Genomic DNA, 22923 nt, shown 5'->3' with positions numbered 1-22923 from the left:
TTTACATTCGCTGTTATGATCAAAAGTCTGCTGGCCGCTTTAATATTACTCTTCACCTTTAGCGATGTTACTGCGCAGAATACGTTTTCAATAAGTGGAGTAGTACGAGATAAAAAAGATGGATTACCCGGAGCAAGTATTTATTTGAGCGGTTACAAAATTGCTACAGTAGCTGATAATGATGGAAAGTTTAAACTTTCCAATTTGAAACCTGGAAGTTATGATTTACTGGTGCAGATTGTAGGCTACCTTCCCTACTCTAAAAGTGTAATTATTGCCGATCAATCTGTTCAGGTTGATTTAGTACTGAAGGAGAATGTAGCGCAGCTTGATGAGGTAACCGTGCGGGCAGATCCAAACCGACAAAAATATATTAATCAGTTTAAGGAGTTTTTTATTGGAAAAACACCAAATGCATTACAATGCAAGATTCTCAATCCACAGGTTTTAAATGTTGATTTTGACATCACAAAAAGTACGCTAACAGTATCTACAACAGAATTTCTGGTTGTTGAAAATAAAGCTTTAGGCTATCGCTTAAAGTACATGTTAGATCATTTCGAGTTCAATTCCCGTACACATATCATTTATTATTCAGGTCATCCGTTCTTTGAAGAGCTTAAAGCATCTGCAACCAAAAAGAAAAAATATATCGCGGCCAGGGAAATTGCATACTACGGTTCCTCGCAACATTTCTTCAGGTCTTTATATGCCAATAAAACGAAGGAGGAAGGATTTATCATTAATAAAATGATCAAAATACCCAATCCAAATCGCTATCCGGAATACCTGATCAATGCCAATTTAGAAAAATTAAAAACACTTCCTGAAAAAACAGGGATAAGGAAAACGGCTGGCAAAATAGATACCGCTTTATTTTCATTCTGGACAAAGCAAAAAGAAATGCCTCGTACGATCGACAAATTTTCTAGGGCTGAAGTATTAACAGATACACTGGTTCATGATTTTAACCAGAACTTAAAATATATCAGCTACACGGATGCGTTACTAATTCAATACACCAAAGAGAAAGAATCGCTTGCCTATTCAAATACGGGTTTCTGGATTTTCCGACCACTGGATGTTCCGGAGAATGAGATTTCGGTAGCTAATTTGATGAGCGAAGGTGTGCGTTTTTATGAGAATGGTGGCGTTTACGATTCTCGATCTCTTCTTTTTGAGGGTTACTGGGCTTATGAGAAAGTAGCCGACATGGTACCTATGGATTATGTCCCCTTACCAAAAACTGACCCTTCCAAATAACTAACATTCTTTCCACACCTCCATAAATTACTAATTTTTTTAGTAATTTAGCGTAATGGCAGTTGATGAAAATAATCAATACTTTCGGGGAAGGGGTGCTCAGGTAAATCCACACAACAAATTTTCAAAGGATGTTTATGTAAGAGAGCATGATGAAGGCATTGATGATTGGGAAGAACTTGATCGGAAAACTTCATTTATTTTTGAAAACTCGAAGACTATTGTAAATAAAGTAGATAGTCCGGATGTTGGCATGGCCTATTCTCTTAATCCTTACCAGGGCTGTGAACATGGTTGTACGTATTGTTACGCCAGAAATTCGCACCAGTACTGGGGTTATAGCGCCGGATTGGAGTTTGAGCGAAAAATTATTGTTAAGCAAGATGCACCCGCACTTTTCAAAAAGTTTTTGGAGAAGAAAGACTGGGATGCTTCAACAATTTCGCTATCTGGAAATACAGATTGTTATCAACCTGCTGAGCGCAAGTTTAAACTCACCAGACAGCTACTTGAAATTGCACTGGAGTACAGGCAGCCAATCGGTATGATTACTAAAAATTCTCTGATTTTAAGAGACCAGGATATTTTACAGGAAATGGCGAAACTAAATCTTTGCATGGTTTATGTATCAATCAATAGCCTGAATGAGGATCTCCGTCAGGTAATGGAACCGAGAACAACCACAGCTAAACAAAGGCTGAAGATTGTAGAGCAGTTGAGTAAGGCAGGAATTCCTATGGGTGTAATGGTTGCACCTTTAATTCCTGGGTTAAGTGATCATGAAATTCCACAGATTCTCAAGGCTGTTAAAGAAGCCGGTGCAATAAAAGCTGGATATACTGTGGTTAGGCTGAATGGTGCAATTGCCCAGATATTTGAAGATTGGTTACATAAAAATTTTCCTGATCGTTTTGATAAAGTATGGCACATGATTCAAAGCTGCCATGGCGGAAATGTAAATGACAGCAGGTTTGGAGACCGGATGCGTGGAGATGGTAACATCGCTAAAATGATAAAAGATAGTTTCAAACTGCATTCCCGGCTCAATGGCTTAAATACAAATGAAATTATTTTAGATCATTCCTTATTCAAAGTTCCGAGCGATCAGCTGTCTTTATTTTAAATTTATTTGGCAACTAGATGAATAAAAGTTAGTTTTAGAAATGAATATTGCTTTGGTTTCTTATCACGACAAAGGTGCTTACGACAGTGAAACCGTTGAAAGTGAAGATCAGCGGTTGCTTACATTTTTACAAGAAAAGGGTTTGCCAATTGAGATGGTAATCTGGAATGATCCACAGGTAGACTGGGGAAATTATCAACTCGCTATTCTTAAATCACCATGGGATTATTTTGATTTGATCGATGACTTTCATAAATGGCTAAACTATTTGGAGCAGAAGAAGGTCCAGTTACTTAATCCAATTGACATTGTTCGGTGGAATACGGATAAAAAATACCTTAAAGAAATTGAAGCCGCCGGACTAGACATCACGCCATGCTCATTTATTAATCAAAAGGAAGAGGTAAATCTCATTGATTTCTTCGAAACTTACCATACTGATAAATTAATTGTTAAACCCTGTGTTAGCGGAGGTGCTAAGAATACATTTAAAGTAACTGCTGAGAATATAGAGGAGGTAAATGAGAAATTGGGTAATTTGATTAAGGATGAAGATTTTATTGTTCAACCGTTCTTGCCGGAGATAGTGGAAAATGGCGAGTGGTCATTTATCTTTTTCAATGGGGTTTATAGTCACTGCCTGATTAAGAAAGCAAAAAAAGGGGATTTCAGGGTTCAGCCAGCACATGGTGGTTCCGTTCATCCACAAAATCCAGATGCTGAAGTGATTGCTAAAGCAGCAGCTTATGTTAATCTGTTTGCTAAAAATTGCCTTTATGCCAGGGTTGATGGAACTTTTGTTAAAGATAAATTCTTATTAATGGAACTTGAATTAATAGAGCCATTTTTATTTCTTAATACTGATCCGTTAAACTATGAACGTTACTATGCCGCCCTTAAAGCATTAATGTAACTTTATTTGATAATTAGCGCTATTTTAATAAGCATAATTAATTACAGGCAGTACTTTCTTACGGTTCGGAACAGCTCTTCTGCTTAAAGGAATTATTTACTCAGTTGAGACTGTGTTTCTTTTACCACAATCTGGCTAAAAAATTGCCAGTCGATAGCAGGCTGTTTCCATTTTACCACTGCATTCTCTATGGACATTTTGCCTTCGTTACCGTTCGCCAACTCATTAATTTCAGCGATTGTAGATTTTAAACTTTTTAAAACTGAGAAAAACTGCCTATCATTATTAAATGCTACACGCCTATCTTTTTCGCATGATATATATTCCAGATTTGAACCTTCACTATAGGCGAACTGCATTTTATCAAGTACCATCAAACGCTCATTAATAATATTCAGAGCAGCCTTAGACAAAGGAATATCCGCTATGCCTACGATACTTTTATTTTCAATTTTGAAACTTAAACCTTCAATGTCTACCGTATGAGATCCCGAGTGATTGAAAATATATTTTGATTCCGGAAGATTAAGCTTTTGTATTTCGCGTGACTTAATAAGTGTCTTATTAAAATTGATGCGGGCATCAACTAAGTGTTCGATAGTGGTACTGCCATCAGTAGTAACAGACCTGTTTTGAGCGTTAACATATGTTGAAATACTTAACGAGGATATGAGCAGAAGAGCGAGTTTGGTTCTCATGCGGCAAATGTAACATTAAAAAATCAAAAATTATCTAATATTGTATATTCAGGAATACACATTTATGATGGTTTTGAGATATTCCATTTGATAAATATCAATAATTAATAACTTCTCCTTTGTTACCACTGCTGCCATGATTTATAACCTCTCACAAATTATCGTATCTATCTCAGAAAACGCAAGATCATTTACTACGGCGGCTCGCAAAATTTGCAGATAACAAAGTTGGCAACATCCAACCCTTAATACCCTTCGATTGATTATACAAAATACTTCCAGGCGATTAGCCTCAATATGAAGATTAAAGGCTTTAACCGGGCAAAAAAAAAACTCCCGATTTGCATCGGGAGTTTAAATTATTTACTAGAAGAATCTTCTTCTTTTTTAGGCTCTTCTTTCTTTTTTTCGCCTTTTCGTTGCTTTATTGAAATCAATTCAGTTTCTTTTTCATAATCGATTTCCAAAACATCACCTTCAGACAATTCGCCTTTCAGAATTTCTTCTGCAATTGGGTCTTCTAAGTACTTTTGGATCGCTCTTTTCAACGGGCGAGCACCAAAGTTACTATCGAAACCTTTCTCAGCAATATATTCTTTCGCATTTTCAGTTAATTCGATTTCATAACCTAAGCCATGAACGCGACCGAATAAAGCTTTCAATTCAATATCAATAATTCTGAAAATTTCTTCTTTACCTAAGCTATTAAATACCACTACATCATCAACACGGTTTAAAAACTCTGGAGCAAAAGCACGTTTTAATGCACCTTCAATTACTCCGCGACTATGAGATTCTGCCTGGTTTGTTTTCGCTGTAGTAGAAAAACCAACACCCTGACCGAAATCTTTTAACTGACGGGCACCGATGTTTGAAGTCATAATAATGATTGTATTTCTAAAATCAACTTTACGACCCAGGCTATCTGTTAATTGTCCTTCATCTAAAACCTGCAACAGGATATTGAATACATCAGGATGTGCTTTCTCAATCTCATCTAAAAGGATCACAGCATAAGGTTTCCTTCTAACTTTTTCTGTTAATTGTCCACCTTCTTCGTAACCTACATATCCCGGAGGCGCACCCACTAAACGAGAAACTGCGAATTTCTCCATGTACTCACTCATGTCAATTTGAATCAGTGAATCATCACTATCAAACATGAAACGAGCCAGTTCTTTTGCTAATTCTGTTTTACCAACACCAGTTGGACCTAAGAATATAAATGAACCAATTGGTTTTTTAGGATCTTTTAAGCCTGCTCTGGTACGTTGAATTGCTTTCGTTAATTTTTTTATCGCGTCATCTTGGCCAATAATTTTTTCAGCCACTTTATCGAACATGTTCAAAAGCTTCTGGCTATCCGTCTGCCCAACACGTTGAACCGGAATACCTGTCATCATGGCCACAACCTCAGCAACATTGTCTTCTGAAACTTCGTAACGTTTGGTTTTGGTTTCTGCCTCCCACTCCGCTTTCGCCTTATCTAACTCTTCAATTAAATTTTTCTCTGTATCACGAAGTTTTGCAGCTTCTTCATACTTCTGGCTACGAACAACTTTATTTTTCTCTAGTTTGATATCTTCGATTTTGGCTTCAATATCAATAATGTTCTGCGGAACATGAATATTGGTTAAGTGAACACGAGATCCAGCTTCATCCAAAGCATCAATAGCTTTATCTGGCAGGAAACGATCTGAAATATAGCGGGAAGTTAAACTAACGCAGGCCAAAATAGCCTCGTCTGTATAAGTTACACCATGGTGTTCCTCATACTTATCTTTAATTCTCGTTAAAATTTCTACCGTTTCATCTGGCGTAGCCGGCTCAACCATTACTTTTTGGAAACGACGATCTAAAGCGCCATCTTTTTCAATATACTGACGGTACTCATCTAAAGTGGTAGCACCGATACATTGAATTTCTCCTCTGGCTAAAGCTGGTTTAAACATATTCGAGGCATCTAAAGAGCCCGATGCACCACCTGCGCCTACAATGGTATGAATCTCATCAATGAATAAAATTACATCTGTAGATTTCTCCAATTCATTCATTACCGCTTTCATACGTTCTTCGAACTGTCCGCGGTATTTTGTGCCTGCAACTAAAGATGCTAAATCTAAGGTAACTACACGCTTGCCGAAAAGTACCCTTGAAACTTTACGTTGAACAATACGTAAGGCTAAACCTTCTGCAATGGCAGATTTACCAACACCTGGTTCTCCAATTAAAATCGGATTGTTTTTCTTTCTACGTGATAGGATTTGCGAAACCCGTTCGATTTCTTTCTCACGCCCAACAATAGGGTCTAAGCGTCCTTCTTCAGCAGCTTTTGTTAAATCACGACCAAAATTATCTAAAACTGGTGTTTTTGATTTAATGTCAGAAACCTTTTTAGGGGTGCTAAAGCTTTCTTCTTCACGATAATCATCATCGCCACCAGTTGATGCACTGTTGGAAATATCATCTCTGAAACCATTTTTATTCACTTCTACCTCCTGTTTAAAAACATCGTAAGTAACGCCGTATTGCAATAAAATTTGTGAGGCAATATTATCATCGTCTCTCAAAACTGACAACAATAAATGCTCTGTACCAATTAAATCACTTTTAAATATTTTAGCTTCTAAGTAAGTAATCTTTAAAACTTTTTCTGCTTGTTTCGTTAGCGGAATATTACCCAAATTAACTGTAACACTCGAAGTGCCGCGAACAGCATCTTCAATTGAGCGGCGCAATTTACCCGTATCAACTCCTAACGATCTTAAAATTTTGATAGCCATACCATCGCCTTCGCGGATGAGGCCTAATAATAAATGCTCGGTTCCAATGTAGTCATGCCCTAAACGGAGAGCTTCCTCCCTACTAAAAGAGATTACATCTTTAACCTGTGGTGAAAATTTTGCTTCCATAATACCTTTCTTAACAGCTACGTCCCTAAACTATAAAATATATTATAAAAAGAGCTCGTACCGTTTTTTTTATTTTATCAACAATTGCGCCATGTGGGTAGATAAACAGCCTTTTAAACTTTAACAACCCAAAAATTTATATAAGAATATCGTTGCTGTAAATATGATTATCTTGATATATATCTACGTAATATCTCTTTTAAAGGTTTTAAAAGTGCTTTTGAATTTGGCACTTCAACTACATTTAATTTTTGTCGGTTTAGTGTAAGGATTTTTCTATCGAATGAAACTGACAAATTGTATCTTATTACCTATGCAATTTACAATTTTTGACAGAAAAACAAAGGATTGTGACACCCTTTTACAAATAAGTAAACAAATTTATACCAGATCTTTAAAATATACCGAAGTAGACTATTATTTTAAACAACCTTTCCTAAAAGCTTTTTGTTTTGTGATTTCATTCAGCGAAATCATTAATGTGAATATCAAAACTAAAAAAGAAATCTTTCTTTTTATAGAAATCTATTTCGTCGTGCCCAAACGGGGATTATTTTCTTTTGACCGCAAAATATCATGGAAGCTAGCTTGAACACAAAATAACGATATAACATAGTGAAAACACAAAACTGCCGACTCGCAATTTTTCATATATTTTTAAAGGTATTTATAAGGGCTAAGCCGTTTTTCTGTTTAAGTTGGTGATTTGGCTGAGACCATACCATCCCGAAAAATTAAACATACCGGTCTAAAAGTATATCGAAGAAACAATGGTTTGGCCTTGTTGGGTTATAATAGCAATCGCTACTCTCCTCCCTCTATAGTAAGAAAGAGTGCGAAAATACGAACTGTTTAACACCAAAGTCTTACAATGATAACTTTCATTTTGGCTCATCCATCAGCATTAAGCAACCCTTAAAATCTAATCCGATTTTTTTTACGTAAGTGCTATTGAATCCAAAAAAGTTAGCTTTCGTATGCCGGTACTCTACCAAAGGTTTTTCATTGTATTAATTCTGCTCACTGTTTTCACAGGCAGGATTCTTATCTATGCGATGCCTTTGCCTAAGGCTGGCAAGGAAATTCTTAAGAGTCAATCTGGCGATTCATCAGAAAAACCAGAATCTTCTGAAAAACAAAATCAATCTGAAGAGAAAGATAAACCTGCAGATTTGTTGCTCAGCCGAATGAATGATTTCGAATTCATTGATCTTTACTATTCAAATGATAGCCAGTTCCCAGGCATTTTCAATTTGACACACTGTTATTTACGAATACCAGAACAACCGCCAAAGTAGTCTCCTAACTACTATTTTAAAAAATCCTTATCTATTATTATTAAAAATCAAAAACATGATTAAAATTAAACATTTAATCGTAGTAGCCTTTTGCGCTATTATGACCCCTATTGTATTTTCTTCCTGCAAGAAAGACCGAAACATTGATCAGGAAATTCTTGCTCCCGGACCAGACGTAAATTTTTACGCCTTAACATCCGACAGCAAATTACATTTGATTAATGCTAAAAATCCATCTACGATTACTTCTACAGTAACTATCAGCGGTTTACAAGCTGCTGAAACTATTTTAGGAATCGATTTCCGCCCTGCAACAGGTCAGTTATATGGCTTGGGAAGTTCGAGCAGATTATACGTAATCGACCAGAAAACCGGAGTAGCAAGATCAATTTCTTCAACTCCATTTACACCAGCCTTAAGTGGTACAGCAGCAGGTTTCGATTTTAATCCAACAGTAGATCGTATTCGTGTAGTCACCAATACCGGACAAAATCTGCGTTTGAACCCGGAAACAGGAACAGTTGCCGCTACGGATGGTGCAATTAATGGCGTAACTAATGCAAAAGTTTCTTCGGTAGCCTATACTCAAAATCGTGCTGGTGCAACGGCAACAGTATTATTTGATATTGATGCAGCCACAGACAAGCTTTACAAGCAAGATCCACCAAATGATGGAAAATTGGTAGAAGTAGGAAACTTAGGCTTCGATGTGGATGAAATGGGTGGATTTGATATTAATGCTGATGGTTCCGCAGCACTGGCAGCTTTAAAAGTTAGTGGTATCTCCAGTTTATACACTGTTGACACCAATAATGGTAAAGCTACTAAAATCGGAAATTTACCTTTAAACATCACTGGTTTAGCTATTCCTACAGAAACTGTTGCCTATGCTGTTTCCAATAATAATGAATTGCTTATTTTCAATCCTTTAGTGGCAACCCCTACTGTTGCTGTTAAGGCAATTACAGGTATTCAAACAGGAGAGATCATTTTAGGAATTGATTTTAGACCATTAAATGGTCAGCTATATGCGCTCGGAAGCACCAGTCGTATTTACACCCTTAATACGTCATCAGGCGCAGCCGCGGTAGTTGGCACGGCCCCACTTTCTACGTTGTTAAGCGGAACACAGTTTGGTTTCGATTTTAACCCAACTGTTGATAGGATAAGAATTGTAAGTAATACTGGTCAGAACTTAAGATTTAATCCATTAGATGGTAGTGTTATTTTAGATGGCGCGTTGAACCCAACCACTACAGGCATCACTGGTGCAGCCTACACCAATAACTTTGCTGGTGCAACAACTACGGTTTTATTTGATATTGATTCCAATAGCGATAGATTAGTAAGACAAGACAATCCAAATATGGGCATATTGGCAGATATTGGTGTTTTAGGTGTAAATGTTGAGGCTAGTAATGGCTTTGATATTGGTGGCACAAGCGGATTGGCTTATGGCTTATTTACCGTTGGTGGAGTACAAAGAGTTTATAATGTAAACTTATCAACCGGAGTTGCAACAGCTGGAGCAACTATTCCTAATCCTGCAAGAGGTTTTGCCTTAGCATTAGGTTTTTAATAGGTCTCAATTTAAATGGAAAAATGGCCACAGCAGATGTCTGTGGCCATTTTTTATTTCTGGCCAGTCAGGTTTATTTATTTAATAACTTTTTTAGTGTTTTATTTAAGACGGTACCCCTTAGATCTTTCGCAATAATTAAACCTTCAGGAGAAATCAAATAATTGGCAGGAATACCCTGAACTGCATATTTTAGCGCTACTTCGTTTTTCCAACCTTTCAAATCAGAAAGTTGTGTCCAGTTCTCTAAATGATCTGCTAAAATGGCTTTTAACCAGGCCGCTCTTCCATTTTCACTATCTAAAGAAATGCCAATAATGGTAAATCCTTTATCTTTATATTGATTGAAAGCAGCAACCACGTTTGGATTTTCAGCCCGGCAAGGACCGCACCAACTTGCCCAAAAATCTACCAGTACATATTTCCCCCTAAAATCGCTTAACTTTCTAATAGTTCCTGCAGTGTCGGCCTGACTAAATTCAGGCGCCGATTTACCAATTCCGAGTAACTCATATTGCTTAAGTTCTGCAAAATATTTTTTACCATCTGCACTATCTTTAATTTCTGGTGTAAGTTGATTAAATACAGGTAAAACCAAATCATAGTCTGGATCATATCCAGCGAATGATTTCACGATATCTAGTGCGATTGGACTATCGTTATTCTTTCTCACAAATTCGGCTAGAATCAAATTTCTTCGCGCGGTAATTTGTTTAAAAGTACTATCCAATTTTTCACGTTTCTCTGCACTAACACTACCTTTATCCGGGAGCTTACGATATTCAGCAAATAATAATTTTTGTTCCAGATTAACAGGTAGTTGCAACAGGGTTAGTTCGTTCTGATCATCATTGGCTTTTCCTCCTTTAACTGTCGCGTTGTCTAAAGAATCTCTGCTGATAACTGAAATCTTACCACTTTCCAAATAGAAGGGGCGTCTTTTCTGATAAGACTTTTGTAATGAACTACCTACTAACAGATAAGATTTTACTGTTTTTTTGATCTCACCCTTGAAATAAAATTCTCCTTTTTCACCGAAATCTGTTGAATCCAGCTTTTCATTGCTCATCAAAAAAATCTTTTCTCCTTTATTAACGTTCGCAAGTTTTCCTGCTATAGAATAGGTAACTGGTTGTTGACAAAATGCTCCTAAAGGCAGCAGAAATAGAATATAAAGTAATTTCATTGTATTTTCGTTTATCTAATTGTTCAAGTTGTCAGTATAATTTGAAGATGTTTCACCTTAAATTCTTTATAACCCACTTCTTCATCCTGTTAAAATATGGGGTTTTTATGGTATTATCATCAAAATTTTAAATATTCTTCAGCGCAAGGGCTTTGGAAATTTCTTAAGTTGATTAATTATAATTTTCAGATCGCTACTTAAAAAACAAAAAGACCATCTACAATCTATTTGTTTCTTCATTTCCAATCGCCAAAAATCTCATTATACTTTATAAATCACTTTGTTCTCGGTATGTTGTTTCTATCTTTGCATTCGGGTTTTGAATTTCTACCTGCTTTCTTTTTTTTGCATGTTTGTTTGCGAAACTAGCTGTAGATTTTGGGATAAAACCGCTTTAAAAAAAACACATTAAATAATACATAACCAATTAATATGTCTGACGAAAAAATAATCTTTTCAATGGCGGGTGTAAACAAAATTTACCCCCCACAAAAACAGGTTTTAAAAAATATTTACCTTTCTTTCTTTTACGGTGCTAAAATCGGTGTTATTGGTTTAAACGGCTCCGGTAAATCATCACTATTAAAAATTATTGCTGGTTTAGATAAAACTTATCAGGGTGAAGTGGTTTTCTCTCCAGGTTATTCCGTAGGCTACTTAGCCCAAGAGCCAATTCTTGATCCGGAAAAAACAGTTCGCGAGGTAGTAGAAGAAGGTGTTGCCGATGTAATTGCAACGTTAAAGGAATACGAAGAGGTGAATGAAGCCTTCGGACTGGAAGAAAATTATTCCGATCCTGATGCCATGGATAAATTAATGGCCAGACAAGGTGAATTACAGGATAAAATTGATGCCATAGGTGCCTGGGAACTCGATTCTAAATTAGAAAGAGCCATGGATGCCTTGCGTTGCCCTGATCCTGAAACTAAAATTGGAGTACTTTCCGGAGGTGAACGTCGTCGTGTAGCCATGTGCCGCTTGTTATTACAAAAGCCGGATGTATTGTTATTAGATGAACCTACAAATCACCTGGATGCCGAAAGTATCGATTGGCTGGAGCAATTCCTGAAAAACTACGAAGGAACTGTAATTGCCGTTACCCACGATAGGTATTTCCTAGATAATGTAGCCGGATGGATTCTGGAATTAGACCGTGGTGAAGGAATTCCGTGGAAAGGAAATTACAGCAGTTGGCTAGAGCAGAAGGCTAAACGTTTATCTCAGGAGGAAAAAACAGAAAGTAAACGACAAAAAACGCTGGAGCGTGAGCTGGAATGGGTACGGATGGCTCCAAAAGCCCGCCATGCAAAATCGAAAGCACGTTTAGCCAACTACGATAAATTAGCATCAGAAGATGGAAGAGAAAGAGAAGATAAATTAGAGCTTTTCATTCCGGCCGGCCCTCGTTTGGGGAATGTGGTAATCGAAGCGACTAATGTAACAAAAGCCTATGGCGACAAAGTTTTATTTGATAACCTGAACTTCTCCCTTCCTCCAGCTGGAATTGTTGGCATTATTGGCCCGAATGGTGCGGGTAAAACCACGCTGTTCAGATTAATTACTGGCCAGGAAGAACCAGATAATGGCACCTTCCGCGTAGGCGATACAGTAGAATTGGGTTATGTAGATCAGATGCACAATGATTTAGATGCAGATAAAACAGTTTATGAAAATATTACTGATGGATTGGACAATATTCAATTGGGCACTAAAGCTGTAAATGGACGTGCTTATGTTTCTAAATTTAACTTTAATGGCGGCGATCAGCAGAAAAAAGTAGGTATTCTATCCGGTGGAGAACGTAACCGGGTTCACCTGGCCATTACACTGAAAAAAGGTGCAAACGTGCTATTACTCGATGAGCCTACCAATGATATCGACGTAAATACCTTACGTGCCCTGGAAGAAGCATTGGAAAACTTTGGTGGTTGTGCTGTAGTCATTAGTCACGATAGGTGGTTCTTAGACAGGATTTGTACGCACATCCTGGCATTTGAAGGAAACTCTGAAGTATATTTCTTCGAAGGAAATTATTCAGATTATGAAGAAAACCGCAAGAAACGTTTGGGAGATGTAGCACCGAAACGAATCAGATATAAGAAAATAGATTAATAACCCAACCGGGAAGGATTAATCGCAATCCTTAAAATTAAGCTTAGACAACTTACAATGGCGATTTGCCTTAAAGTTGTCTAAGCTTTTTAAGTTTAAAATTGAGCTGGAGCAACTGCTAAATGACTTCATTTGAATGTTATTCCAGCTTCTTTATTTATTGACCAACAAATGTTGGAGGGAAAGGCGTAGGTTTTGGAGCTTCATTTGATTTTCTTTTACCCCTAAAAAATAGATAAAGATTAATAAATAACATGAGGCCAAGGTAAATTGCAAAACCCCCAATTTTTGAGCCTAACGCTTCTACCAAATGCTGATAGCTATTAGAATAAATCGTGATCTTCATAATGAGCAAGGCAAATCCAATATTCAATAAATAAAAGCCTGTTTCGAAAAGTTTATTGGTAGCAGCAGCAATCTCTTCCCTTCCCTTAAAAATATCAAGCATATAAATCTTACTATTTTTAAATAATGTTCTTGAAACATATAATGTTAAGAATAGTGCTACAGGTAGGTAAATAGCATAACCGATTAAAATTTTGGTAGTTTCCATGACTAAATTTTTAGATTGTTATTTAATTAATTTATGAATGATGTGGGTAAGTAAGAAAATATTAACGTAGTGCAGTACGGATAAAATGCAGATAATCACCGCTAATTTTATGGCCAAGATCTCTATCAGGTGCAATGGCGAAGTAATTGTATCCCAACTTACGAGCGTCATGGTACAATAACCAATGTTAACCAGATAGTAACAAACAAGAAGTGTTTTATTGATCTGCTGGCATAAATCCAAATGAGCTGGAATAAGCGCAGCCACGAAGATATTACCATTTCTATAGCAGATTTTCCCAACAATAACAATGGTAAAAACAATCATTGTGATAAAAATGCTGTATCCTATTAAATTGTAATTCATCTTGATTTGATTTACAGTAACAAGTAATTTTAAAGGAACAATGCGCTTAATTTGATCTTAAGACTGAAATTCTTTCCATCACCCGAGCAACTGTTTTTCCTTTAACGATATAAAGATAAACACAACTTTCTGTATTTTCAAATATTATTGAAAGTTTGATATAAAAAATAACCCACAAGGTTAATTGTGGGTTAAAATGATTTATTTACTTCTATCGGCCTAGTGCTTGGTCGATTGCTTTTTCAGTTACGTTTTCCATAATTTTATATCCTGCTAAATTAGGATGCACACCATCTACTGTAAGTTCTGCTTTTTGGCCTTTCCGCTGATCAACCAAAGGTGTCCAATAATCTAATACTGTAAAATTATTTTCTTTCGCATAAGCTTCGATCATATTGTTTAAATCAACAATTTTTTCGGCTGGCTTAATACCTTTATTCCATGGGTACTCGTAAATAGGTAAGTATTTGCAAAGAATCACTTTAATTTGATGAAGTTTTGCCAATTCCGACATCGATTTGATGTGCTCCACAATGCCTTCATTTGTTACATGCCCTTTATTACCAGCAATATCGTTGCTGCCTGCTAAAATAATCACCGCAGCAGGTTTCAAATTAATTACATCTTGCCTGAACCTGAGCAGCAGTTGCGGCGTAATTTGTCCGCTTGCTCCCCGATCAATATAAGATTGATTACTAAAATATTTCGGATCCTTTTCTTTCCAAAACTCAAATATAGAACTGCCTAAAAAGACAACCCTCTTCTCTCCTTCCGCGGGCGCAGGTAAAGCTGCATTCTCTTTCTTATATTTAGATAAAGCAGCCCAATCATCAGAAAAGTCTTCTTTTTTTTCGGCCTCTTTTTTTTGCGCAAAATTATCATAAGAACATAATGCCAGTAAAACAAGGAGTACGTAATGTTTCATTGAAAACATTTTCATAAAATGAATATTATTTTTTTTCTTCTCTTGGTCCTCTTTTATAGATCACCAGACCGTTTAAAAAATTTCTTAAAATCTGATCGCCGCAAGGTTTAAAATTTTCGTGATCTTCATTTCTAAAAATATCACCCAATTCTGCCTTGGTTACTTTGAACCCTACCAGATCACAGATCGTAATAATGTCATCCGTTTTAAGTGACAGTGCCACCCTTAATTTTTTAAGTATATCGTTATTGCTCATTTTTTTATTATTGAAGGATTGAATGTTTGGATGCAGTAAAATTACGATGAACTAATGAAAAATAGCTTTTAGCTTTTAGCTTTTAGCTTTTAGCTTTTAAAAAACCTCAACTCGCTATCTCCAGTTTTAGTTTTTTACCCTTAATTTTTTCATTGCTTAACACTTTCAAAAGCTGCTCTACCTTGCTCCGTTTTACCGCAATGTAACTTGCAGAATCTTTCACTTCGATTAATCCAAGATCATCTTTTTCCAGTTCTCCTTTTTTTAGGAAAACACCTACAATATCTACTTTGTTAATTTTATCTTTCTTGCCGTTCGGAATATATAATGTTACCCAATCACTTGCTTGAGGCAGCTTATAATTTTTTGATAAATCTTCTTCCTGAATATCTTCCGGCAGGTATTTGTAGTTTTCTTCTGGTGTTAGCACTACATAAGCAGTACCTTTCGCATTCATCCTTGCGGTTCTACCATTTCTATGAATGTAAGAATCTTCGGTGTAAGGCAATTGATAATGTACAATGTATTCTACTTCAGGAATATCCAGCCCCCTGGCTGCTAAATCTGTGGTAATTAATATTTTATGACTTCCGTTTCTAAATTTCAGTAATGCTTTTTCCCGATCAAATTGTTCCATTCCACCATGAAAAACATCATGTGCCAATCCGTTTTCAAAAAGCAAATCGCTAATCCGGTCTACCGTTTCCCGGTGATTACAAAATACAAGTGTATTTTTCGACCCAATTTTACTTAAAAGTTTGAATAGCGCATCCAGCTTATCTGCTGCAGGAGATGTAATCTTTTTCAGTTTTAAATCAGGCTTAATCTGTATGTTTTTTGAAAAATCGATAGCCACAGGCCTATTCAACTTAACAAAAGCCGGAATCTCTTCCATTTTCGTTGCCGAGGTGAGGACTCTTTGCTTCAATGAATAGAGCGATCCGATAATGTACGACATGTCTTTTTCGAAACCAAACTCCAGCGATTTATCAAATTCATCTAAAATAAGTGTTTCTATGAACGACTCATCAAAATTATGATTCTCCAAATGATAGGCAATACGTCCGGGTGTTCCAATCAATACTGCTGGAGGATGCGCAAGGTTGTTTTTCTCTACCCTTACGGCATGACCTCCATAACAGCAATTTACCTTAAAGGGTGTACCCATCTGCTTAAAAACCTGTTCAATTTGTAAGGCAAGTTCTCTTGATGGCACCAAAATTAATGCCTGCACTCCCTTAACATCAACTTTTAAGCTTAGCAATAAAGGGAGTAAAAATGCCAATGTTTTGCCAGACCCGGTTGGCGCGATTAACAATATATCGTGACCAAGTTTTCCTTGCTGAACAGCAGTTTCCTGCATTTCATTAAGCGCAGTAATATTTAATCTTTTTAAGGCATTTTCTATCATTATGCCAAAGATAAACATTTAATAAATCTATAGCAGGTAACGAAAGCCTAGAACTTGAAAAACTTTGTTTTGAATCTTCGGATTAAGGAAAAATTTAAGCGTTTCTCCAAAAGAAATAACATTTTCCCCCTGTTCAAAACAGATGAATGTACCTGCTCGGTAACCTGATCTACAGAAGATCTGAATCTTTCTGTTAAATCATCAAATTTATTGGCTCTACTATTTTGTAACAACTGAAATTCCTGAATAAGTTCGGCTCTCATAATATTTCTGTTTTAGGTTAACAATATAATACTAACGACATGCAGAAAAATTTGTTTCATAAAACCTGCAATCAATATCACTATAATTAACTAACTTGTTGATAACTAAATATTTGTTAGCAAATAAACAACTTAACATTAACACACATTTAATTTATAGCACTTATTTTTATAAAAAGCTGATTACCATTTATTAACCTCAATAAAACTGTGTATGACCTGGAAAAAATTTAGTGGTGAAATTATTCAATCTTCTATCCACGAAGAAATCGAAAAATCTATTATCAGAGAAACCGAAAAAGGTTTCAAACTAAAAGTCTGTATTGGAACCGACTCACAGGTGAAAGGTGCCATTACCGATTTTGCAACTGTTATTGTACTTTTAAGGGAGCACCATGGTGGCTTCATGTACATCCATCAGGAAAAAAGCACACAACAGGTGAGCATTAAAGAAAGAATGCTGGTGGAAGTTCAAAAATCTATCGAAACGGCTTATTCCATTTGCGATCTGCTGGATGTTTATGATGTAGCGCTCGAGGTACATGCAGATATCAATACCAATCCTTTATTTAAATCAAACAAAGCACTTAATGATGCAATGGGATACATTATGAGCATGGGTTTTATTTTTAAAGCCAAACCAGAAGCCTTTGCAAGCTCTACCTGCGCCGATAAAATGGTGCACTAAAAATTAAAATAATCAGCTTTAACCAATTATTTAGCGTGCTAATAATTGGTTAAAGCTGAAAGCAAAGCTGATGTTACCTGCTTTACTATTCAACTGTGCATATGACTGGCTTCTGCGAAGTCATTCCTATTAATTGCTAATCATAGAATAAGATAACACCTGCTTAGTGTTCTTTACTCCTTCCCTTGCGAACTTTGCGGTTAAATTGCTAATCATAGGATGAGACAACACCTGCTTAGCGTTCTTTGCTCCTTACTTTGCGAACTTTGCGGTTAAACGGCTAATGATACGATGAGATAATACCTGCTTAACATTCTTCGCTCCTTACCTTGCGGTTAACCATCAAAGAAATAATCATCACCATCCATAACAAAACACCTCATCAACTGTTAAGCCTTAAAGCAGAAAATTGAAAACATACCGAATAGAGTTTACTCAAGAAATACCAGTAAGTTTAGATACCGCCTGGGATTTTTTCTCATCGCCATTAAATTTAGCAGAGATAACACCGAAAGACATGACTTTCGATGTTACTACCCCTAACATGGCCAACACCAAAATGTATCCAGGCTTAATTATCACCTATAAAGTATCTCCCCTGCTTGGCATTAAGCTCAACTGGATGACAGAAATTACGCACGTAAAAGACAAAGAATATTTTATTGATGAACAACGGTTTGGTCCATTTGCGTTCTGGCACCATCAACATCATTTCTTAGGTACTGAAAATGGGGTACTAATGAAAGATTTACTTCATTACGGAATAGGATGGGGCCCAATCGGATTGCTGGCAAATAGCCTTGTGGTAGAGAATAAGATAAAAGGGATTTTTGATTTCAGATATAAAAAAGTAGAAGAAATTTTCGGAAAGATATAGTTAATTCTTACCACTTTTTTGTGGAAATAGTTTCGATTGGTTTGGTTGGCACTTTTACCAAAACATCGGTAGCAATTGCTGTTTTTAAACTTTCAGCCAGCTTCTCTACTTTCGAATAAGCGGTAACCTGAATATCTTTCCATTGACTTGCCGTTAGCTTGTCTACCTTTCTCCCTAAAGATATACCTACATTGGTTGTGGCTACAAAATTGCCATATCGATCTCTTTGATAGGGAATAAATTCAAAATCGGTAAGCCAGAATCTATATTTCCCATTTCTGGCTTCAACTGTTAAGTTATAATTTACTTCGCCACTTGGATGACCGACTACCAACACCGTTTTATCAATAATTAATGTTCCTTTAGCAAAAATTGATGAATCTGTTTTGGTTACCGTTTTAATGGATTTTTTTTGGCTACTCACAAAGCCTTTGGTTCGTTGAATGATTACTTCTTTGTTGATCTTCTGCGAATCAACAACCTTATAATAGATAAACTTACCATTCTCATCTGTAGCAAATTGTTTTTGCTGCGCAAATAGGTGAATTGAAAATAAAGTAATTACCAGGAGGAAGAAGTATTTCATTGATTTACGTTGAAGGTATTGTAATATTTAAAGTTAACAAAAAGCCGCCAGTATGTTGCTGGCGGCCTGATATTAAAAACAACTAAATTTAAAAAGCATAAACTGCTGCAAGAGAGAACTGGCCAGCATTTGGCGCTGCCATTCCGTTATCTTTCAAAAATGGCTTATTCCCATTGTGATCCAATCTTACTTCTGGTATAAAGGTTAATCCTCCTGATTTGATGTTTGCAGTAAAAGTGACAGCGGTATATTTATCACCCGCAACACCAGCAACTTCTTTATATTTAAAATATTCTCCTCTTAAACCAAGTGTTACCGCATCAGCAACGGCAACCTGAGGATAAAGGGCTACACCAGCGTAACCACCGCCATCATTATCAATATCATAATTAGCGGCATTTAAACCTAACTTAAATGCTTTTGAAATTTGATAAGAAGTGATTAAATCTTCGATAGTTCCGTAACCGCCTGCTCCTGCACCAGACAGTACGTTTAAGTAAGCGGTCCATCCCTCAACAGGAGAAACCATTAACTGTCCGCCAATACTGGATACTCCACGGGTTGCAGTATAAACATTCCAGTCATTAAATAAACCAGCCATTAAGCTTACTTTATCTGAGAATTTGTAGGTTGCCTTTATACCAGCATTCTGGAAAGGACCGTTTGTAAATAAATAAGAAGTTGAATAATTGAAATTACCTACTGGTGAAATTACTTCATAGCCAATAAATGTTCCCATGTAACCTGCAGTCATTGAAAATTTCTCTGTAAAATCATAATTTACATACAAGTTCTGAATATGAAAAGAAGAAACGTCTTCTGCTGCATTAAGCAGTGATTGCGCCTGGCCGCGAGGACCGAAAGATAGCTCACCAACAAATGAGGCTTTACCCGTTCTTTTCTTAAGCACTAAATCAATCATCCCTAATGATACAGAATTATGATCTGAGGCGAAAGAGGTTTTAATATTTGGCTGCTTTGCAAAGTCATACTTAAAATACGTATCCACAGATCCTGAAATTTCAAGTGGTGAGGTTGGTGCCTCTTGAGCGAGGGCACACGTAGTGCTGGCCATAGCAACTATAGCAGTTAAAAATTTCTTCATGTTTGAGCTATTTGGGTTTAGATATAATTTTCTTGCTTAAGAAATTGGTTCGGTAAGCGGACTGTTTCTTTCGATATAAATCGCTCTTTCTTCGACTAATAAAGTACCTTGAGAATATTTCTCATTGTGTTGCGACTCATCAAGTCCCATTTCTTCTTCTTCTTCAGATACACGAATCGGCTGAATCAGGTTAATAAATTTGAAAATGATAAAGGATACCACGAAGCTGAATATGATTACAATTGCGGCGCCTTTAACCTGCGTAAAGAAAAACTCCGGATTGCCATAGAATAAACCATCAGCGCCCAGGCTGTTTACTGTTTTGGTTGCAAACACGCCAGTTAAAATCATCCCAACAATACCACCAACACCATGACAAGGAAATACATCTAAAGTATCATCTAAGCTGGTTTTTTGTTTCCATGAAACAACCAGATTAGAAATAACCGCAGCAATAACACCTATGAATATACTTGATGGAATACTTACAAAACCTGCTCCTGGTGTAATGGCTACCAAACCAACTACAGCGCCGATACAGAAACCTAAAACTGATGGTTTTTTACCTCTTGCAACATCAAAAAACATCCAGGATAAACCTGCAGCACCCGCAGCAGTGTTAGTAGTTAAGAACGCTGAAACCGCTAAACTACTTGCGCCCAATGCAGAACCTGCGTTGAAACCGAACCAACCAAACCATAATAAACCTGTACCAATTAATACATAAGGAATATTTGCAGGTGGAACTTCTTTATGTTCCATGTGTGATTTTCTACGCTTCAAAACCAATGCGCCTGCCAATGCAGCCATACCGGCAGATATATGCACAACAGTACCACCAGCAAAATCTAACACACCCATCTTTAACAAGAAACCTTCTGGATGCCATGTCCAATGTGCCAATGGAGAATACACAAATACCGCGAACAATACGATAAATAAGATATAAGAAGTAAAACGAATACGTTCAGCAACTGCACCAACAACCAAACCTGGAGTGATGATAGCAAACATGAGTTGGAAAACAGCAAATAAGGAAAGTGGGATGGTTAAATCTGATCCGCCTTGTAAATGTGGTGCTCCTGAATTTACATTCTTAAAAAACAAGAAGGTTGATGGGTTTCCTATAAAGCCACCAATGGTGTCGCCAAATGCTAAACTAAAACCTACAACAACCCAAAGCACAGTAATTACACCTGCGGCAACTACACTTTTAATCATGGTTGAGAGTACATTTTTCCTGTGAACCATACCGCCGTAGAAAAAAGCTAAGCCTGGTGTCATTAAAAATACTAATGCCGCAGCAATTAAAATGAACGCCATATCCGGACCACTATATTTTCCTTCATCAAAATTAGGAAGCAGTGGAATAAATAAGGCGAAAATCGCAACGATTAATAAAATCGCGAAAGGCGCATACTGTTTTAAGGAAAGTTTAATCATCTTTTTTAGTTTAATTAGTTTGTCCGATACAAATAGTTAAATTATTATCAATTTATTTTCATAAAAATACGACATATTGTAAATTTTACATCATAAAATGAAAATTTTCTAATAAAATCATAACATTTTTATAAAACCAAACAAATAAAACGCGATTAAATACAAATTCAAGAAAATACCACTGATTTTAATAGCATTTTTTAATAAAAACAAAATTCAACGATTTAGCAAAACCAGCTAAATTCAGGCATATCTAGCGAAATACATGACAAAAAAGACCTATAAACACAAAAAACCCATGAAAAATCATAGGTTTTTATACTTTTTTCAATAAAATATGAATTATTAAGCAAAATATCGAGATCCTTGAACAACTCCTCTTTTTTCTATTTCTTTATCCATATAGGTTTGAATTGCCGATTTATTCAGGCCCCAGTTTGGCGCGATAAGTAAATCCCAGTCAGAAATACCAAACAATCGTTGAATAACGATATCCGGACGCAACATAGGAATCAGCTCACATAACAAATCAGTGTACTCTTCTAAAGTGAATAGCTTAAAGGGTTCTTTCTTATACTTAGCACCCATAATAGATCCTTCTACTACATGAAGATGGTGGAATTTTACAAACTTAATCTGTGGAAACCGATTGATTTCATGAATATAGCCATGCATTTGTTCTCTAGTCTCCCATGGAAAACCGAAAATAGTATGCACGCAAAGCTCTAGTTTACTGTTTTCTAAAAGTTTTACTGCCGCCACAAATTCTCCATGACTACAACCTCTATTAATTTGATCTAGTGTTTCATCGTAAATAGACTCCATACCCATTTCTAAATCAACATCGAACCGATCAGTATAGCTTTCTAACAGCGCAACCTTTTCAGCATCAATACAATCTGGCCGCGTACCTACTGAGAAACCCACAATATCTTCTGTGTTGATTGATAAGGCTTCATCATACATCATTTTCAAATAATGTACTGGTGCATACGTATTGGTGTTGGGCTGAAAGTATACAATATATTTATCTGCACGGTAAGAAGCTTTTGCCCTGGTCATGCCTTCTAACAACTGATCTTTGATATTTGGATTTTGGCGTGAGGGTTCCGGCGTAAAAGAATCTACATTGCAATAAGTACAACCACCAAAACCTTTGCTCCCATCCCGGTTAGGACAAGTAAATCCTCCATCTACAATTACTTTAAATACACGTTGGCCTTTATACTTTTCGCGTAAATGTGTGCCGTAATTTTTATATCCTTTTATACCTAAATCTACGAGTGTTCCCATTGCCTGCAAAAATACAGAATACTTATTAACATTCAGTTAAGGATAATGAAGAGTTATAATGAGATTACACTTT

Annotated in this window: 21 protein-coding genes; 8 read left to right on the top strand and 13 right to left on the bottom strand. The window is 36.4% G+C overall.

What is annotated here, in order from left to right; translation table 11 throughout:
- The first annotated feature begins 15 nt into the window (after positions 1–15).
- The 3 genes from SOM16_RS15095 to SOM16_RS15085 are packed head-to-tail and all read left to right on the top strand — an operon-like array spanning position 16 to position 3299.
- Complete coding sequence (locus tag SOM16_RS15095) at positions 16–1263, top strand: carboxypeptidase-like regulatory domain-containing protein (protein WP_320464828.1); 1248 nt, start codon at positions 16–18, stop codon at positions 1261–1263.
- 55 nt (positions 1264–1318) lie between these two features.
- Complete coding sequence (locus tag SOM16_RS15090; RefSeq protein WP_320464827.1) at positions 1319–2386, top strand: PA0069 family radical SAM protein; 1068 nt, start codon at positions 1319–1321, stop codon at positions 2384–2386.
- A gap of 40 nt (positions 2387–2426) precedes the next feature.
- Positions 2427–3299, top strand: a complete 873-nt coding sequence (locus SOM16_RS15085) for a hypothetical protein (RefSeq protein WP_320464826.1) — start codon at positions 2427–2429, stop codon at positions 3297–3299.
- Positions 3300–3391: 92 nt separating this feature from the next.
- Here the strand turns inward: SOM16_RS15085 and SOM16_RS15080 are convergent, their stop codons facing one another.
- On the bottom strand, positions 3392–3997 hold the full coding sequence (locus SOM16_RS15080) for a hypothetical protein (RefSeq protein WP_320464825.1): 606 nt from the start codon (positions 3995–3997) through the stop codon (positions 3392–3394).
- Between the two features lie 359 nt (positions 3998–4356).
- Positions 4357–6909, bottom strand: coding sequence for an ATP-dependent Clp protease ATP-binding subunit (locus tag SOM16_RS15075; protein ID WP_320464824.1), 2553 nt, complete (start codon positions 6907–6909; stop codon positions 4357–4359).
- Between the two features lie 977 nt (positions 6910–7886).
- Here SOM16_RS15075 and SOM16_RS15070 point away from each other — a divergent pair.
- Together SOM16_RS15070 and SOM16_RS15065 are read left to right on the top strand one after the other, a co-directional pair.
- Positions 7887–8207, top strand: coding sequence for a hypothetical protein (locus SOM16_RS15070; protein WP_320464823.1), 321 nt, complete (start codon positions 7887–7889; stop codon positions 8205–8207).
- A gap of 55 nt (positions 8208–8262) precedes the next feature.
- Positions 8263–9786 (top strand): DUF4394 domain-containing protein, encoded by a 1524-nt coding sequence (locus SOM16_RS15065; protein WP_320464822.1) that lies wholly within the window; start codon positions 8263–8265, stop codon positions 9784–9786.
- 73 nt (positions 9787–9859) lie between these two features.
- Here SOM16_RS15065 and SOM16_RS15060 read toward each other — a convergent pair whose 3' ends face one another.
- Positions 9860–10972, bottom strand: a complete 1113-nt coding sequence (locus SOM16_RS15060) for a TlpA disulfide reductase family protein (protein ID WP_320464821.1) — start codon at positions 10970–10972, stop codon at positions 9860–9862.
- 432 nt (positions 10973–11404) lie between these two features.
- Here SOM16_RS15060 and ettA point away from each other — a divergent pair, with 432 nt between their 5' ends.
- Complete coding sequence (gene ettA, locus SOM16_RS15055) at positions 11405–13084, top strand: energy-dependent translational throttle protein EttA (protein WP_320464820.1); 1680 nt, start codon at positions 11405–11407, stop codon at positions 13082–13084.
- Positions 13085–13241: 157 nt separating this feature from the next.
- Here ettA and SOM16_RS15050 read toward each other — a convergent pair whose 3' ends face one another.
- The 6 genes from SOM16_RS15050 to SOM16_RS15025 all read right to left on the bottom strand — a co-directional run bounded on the left by SOM16_RS15050 (position 13242) and on the right by SOM16_RS15025 (position 16858).
- Entirely contained in the window at positions 13242–13637 is a 396-nt protein-coding gene (locus tag SOM16_RS15050) for a hypothetical protein (RefSeq protein ID WP_320464819.1), read from the bottom strand.
- A gap of 18 nt (positions 13638–13655) precedes the next feature.
- Positions 13656–14003, bottom strand: a complete 348-nt coding sequence (locus tag SOM16_RS15045) for a hypothetical protein (RefSeq protein WP_320464818.1) — start codon at positions 14001–14003, stop codon at positions 13656–13658.
- 211 nt (positions 14004–14214) lie between these two features.
- The gene (locus tag SOM16_RS15040; protein ID WP_320464817.1) at positions 14215–14928 is read right to left on the bottom strand and encodes a GDSL-type esterase/lipase family protein; all 714 of its coding nucleotides are present in this window, start codon (positions 14926–14928) and stop codon (positions 14215–14217) included.
- A 25-nt stretch (positions 14929–14953) separates the two neighbouring features.
- Positions 14954–15184: a DUF1456 family protein gene (locus tag SOM16_RS15035; protein WP_121948305.1), complete on the bottom strand. Its 231-nt coding sequence runs from the start codon at positions 15182–15184 to the stop codon at positions 14954–14956.
- A 106-nt stretch (positions 15185–15290) separates the two neighbouring features.
- Positions 15291–16595 (bottom strand): DEAD/DEAH box helicase, encoded by a 1305-nt coding sequence (locus tag SOM16_RS15030; RefSeq protein ID WP_320464816.1) that lies wholly within the window; start codon positions 16593–16595, stop codon positions 15291–15293.
- A 47-nt stretch (positions 16596–16642) separates the two neighbouring features.
- On the bottom strand, positions 16643–16858 hold the full coding sequence (locus SOM16_RS15025; protein ID WP_320464815.1) for a hypothetical protein: 216 nt from the start codon (positions 16856–16858) through the stop codon (positions 16643–16645).
- A gap of 214 nt (positions 16859–17072) precedes the next feature.
- Between SOM16_RS15025 and SOM16_RS15020 the strand changes: the two genes are divergently transcribed.
- On the top strand, positions 17073–17546 hold the full coding sequence (locus SOM16_RS15020) for a ribonuclease H-like YkuK family protein (protein WP_088303276.1): 474 nt from the start codon (positions 17073–17075) through the stop codon (positions 17544–17546).
- A 409-nt stretch (positions 17547–17955) separates the two neighbouring features.
- A complete protein-coding gene (locus SOM16_RS15015) occupies positions 17956–18423 on the top strand; it encodes an SRPBCC family protein (RefSeq protein WP_320464814.1) in 468 nt (155 codons plus the stop codon).
- A gap of 7 nt (positions 18424–18430) precedes the next feature.
- On the opposite strand, the gene SOM16_RS15010 is transcribed toward SOM16_RS15015, so the two are convergent.
- From SOM16_RS15010 to SOM16_RS14995, 4 genes are all read right to left on the bottom strand, one after another.
- On the bottom strand, positions 18431–19009 hold the full coding sequence (locus SOM16_RS15010; RefSeq protein WP_320464813.1) for a DUF4468 domain-containing protein: 579 nt from the start codon (positions 19007–19009) through the stop codon (positions 18431–18433).
- Positions 19010–19097: 88 nt separating this feature from the next.
- Positions 19098–20114: a porin gene (locus tag SOM16_RS15005; RefSeq protein WP_320464812.1), complete on the bottom strand. Its 1017-nt coding sequence runs from the start codon at positions 20112–20114 to the stop codon at positions 19098–19100.
- 36 nt (positions 20115–20150) lie between these two features.
- Complete coding sequence (locus SOM16_RS15000) at positions 20151–21557, bottom strand: ammonium transporter (RefSeq protein WP_320464811.1); 1407 nt, start codon at positions 21555–21557, stop codon at positions 20151–20153.
- Positions 21558–21902: 345 nt separating this feature from the next.
- Entirely contained in the window at positions 21903–22850 is a 948-nt protein-coding gene (locus tag SOM16_RS14995) for a TIGR01212 family radical SAM protein (protein WP_320464810.1), read from the bottom strand.
- Positions 22851–22923: the final 73 nt, after the last annotated feature.

Origin of the sequence: Pedobacter sp. CFBP9032 (assembly GCF_034045265.1) — a bacterium.
Taxonomy (GTDB): domain Bacteria; phylum Bacteroidota; class Bacteroidia; order Sphingobacteriales; family Sphingobacteriaceae; genus Pedobacter.
The sequence above is the reverse complement of the archived record's forward strand: the minus strand, read 5'-3'. Positions and strand labels throughout refer to the sequence as shown.

Bases quoted from the DNA above. Each gene is read 5' to 3' on its own strand.
- SOM16_RS15010 (WP_320464813.1), bottom strand. From the start codon at position 19,009: ATGAAATACTTCTTCCTCCTGGTAATTACTTTATTTTCAATTCACCTA.
- SOM16_RS15095 (WP_320464828.1), top strand. From the start codon at position 16: ATGATCAAAAGTCTGCTGGCCGCTTTAATATTACTCTTCACCTTTAGC.
- SOM16_RS15020 (WP_088303276.1), top strand. From the start codon at position 17,073: ATGACCTGGAAAAAATTTAGTGGTGAAATTATTCAATCTTCTATCCAC.
- SOM16_RS14995 (WP_320464810.1), bottom strand. From the start codon at position 22,850: ATGGGAACACTCGTAGATTTAGGTATAAAAGGATATAAAAATTACGGC.
- SOM16_RS15075 (WP_320464824.1), bottom strand. From the start codon at position 6,909: ATGGAAGCAAAATTTTCACCACAGGTTAAAGATGTAATCTCTTTTAGT.
- SOM16_RS15045 (WP_320464818.1), bottom strand. From the start codon at position 14,003: ATGAATTACAATTTAATAGGATACAGCATTTTTATCACAATGATTGTT.
- SOM16_RS15065 (WP_320464822.1), top strand. From the start codon at position 8,263: ATGATTAAAATTAAACATTTAATCGTAGTAGCCTTTTGCGCTATTATG.
- SOM16_RS15000 (WP_320464811.1), bottom strand. From the start codon at position 21,557: ATGATTAAACTTTCCTTAAAACAGTATGCGCCTTTCGCGATTTTATTA.
- SOM16_RS15070 (WP_320464823.1), top strand. From the start codon at position 7,887: ATGCCGGTACTCTACCAAAGGTTTTTCATTGTATTAATTCTGCTCACT.
- SOM16_RS15050 (WP_320464819.1), bottom strand. From the start codon at position 13,637: ATGGAAACTACCAAAATTTTAATCGGTTATGCTATTTACCTACCTGTA.
- SOM16_RS15080 (WP_320464825.1), bottom strand. From the start codon at position 3,997: ATGAGAACCAAACTCGCTCTTCTGCTCATATCCTCGTTAAGTATTTCA.
- SOM16_RS15040 (WP_320464817.1), bottom strand. From the start codon at position 14,928: ATGAAACATTACGTACTCCTTGTTTTACTGGCATTATGTTCTTATGAT.
- SOM16_RS15005 (WP_320464812.1), bottom strand. From the start codon at position 20,114: ATGAAGAAATTTTTAACTGCTATAGTTGCTATGGCCAGCACTACGTGT.
- SOM16_RS15035 (WP_121948305.1), bottom strand. From the start codon at position 15,184: ATGAGCAATAACGATATACTTAAAAAATTAAGGGTGGCACTGTCACTT.
- SOM16_RS15085 (WP_320464826.1), top strand. From the start codon at position 2,427: ATGAATATTGCTTTGGTTTCTTATCACGACAAAGGTGCTTACGACAGT.
- SOM16_RS15060 (WP_320464821.1), bottom strand. From the start codon at position 10,972: ATGAAATTACTTTATATTCTATTTCTGCTGCCTTTAGGAGCATTTTGT.
- SOM16_RS15090 (WP_320464827.1), top strand. From the start codon at position 1,319: ATGGCAGTTGATGAAAATAATCAATACTTTCGGGGAAGGGGTGCTCAG.
- SOM16_RS15030 (WP_320464816.1), bottom strand. From the start codon at position 16,595: ATGATAGAAAATGCCTTAAAAAGATTAAATATTACTGCGCTTAATGAA.
- ettA (WP_320464820.1), top strand. From the start codon at position 11,405: ATGTCTGACGAAAAAATAATCTTTTCAATGGCGGGTGTAAACAAAATT.
- SOM16_RS15025 (WP_320464815.1), bottom strand. From the start codon at position 16,858: ATGAGAGCCGAACTTATTCAGGAATTTCAGTTGTTACAAAATAGTAGA.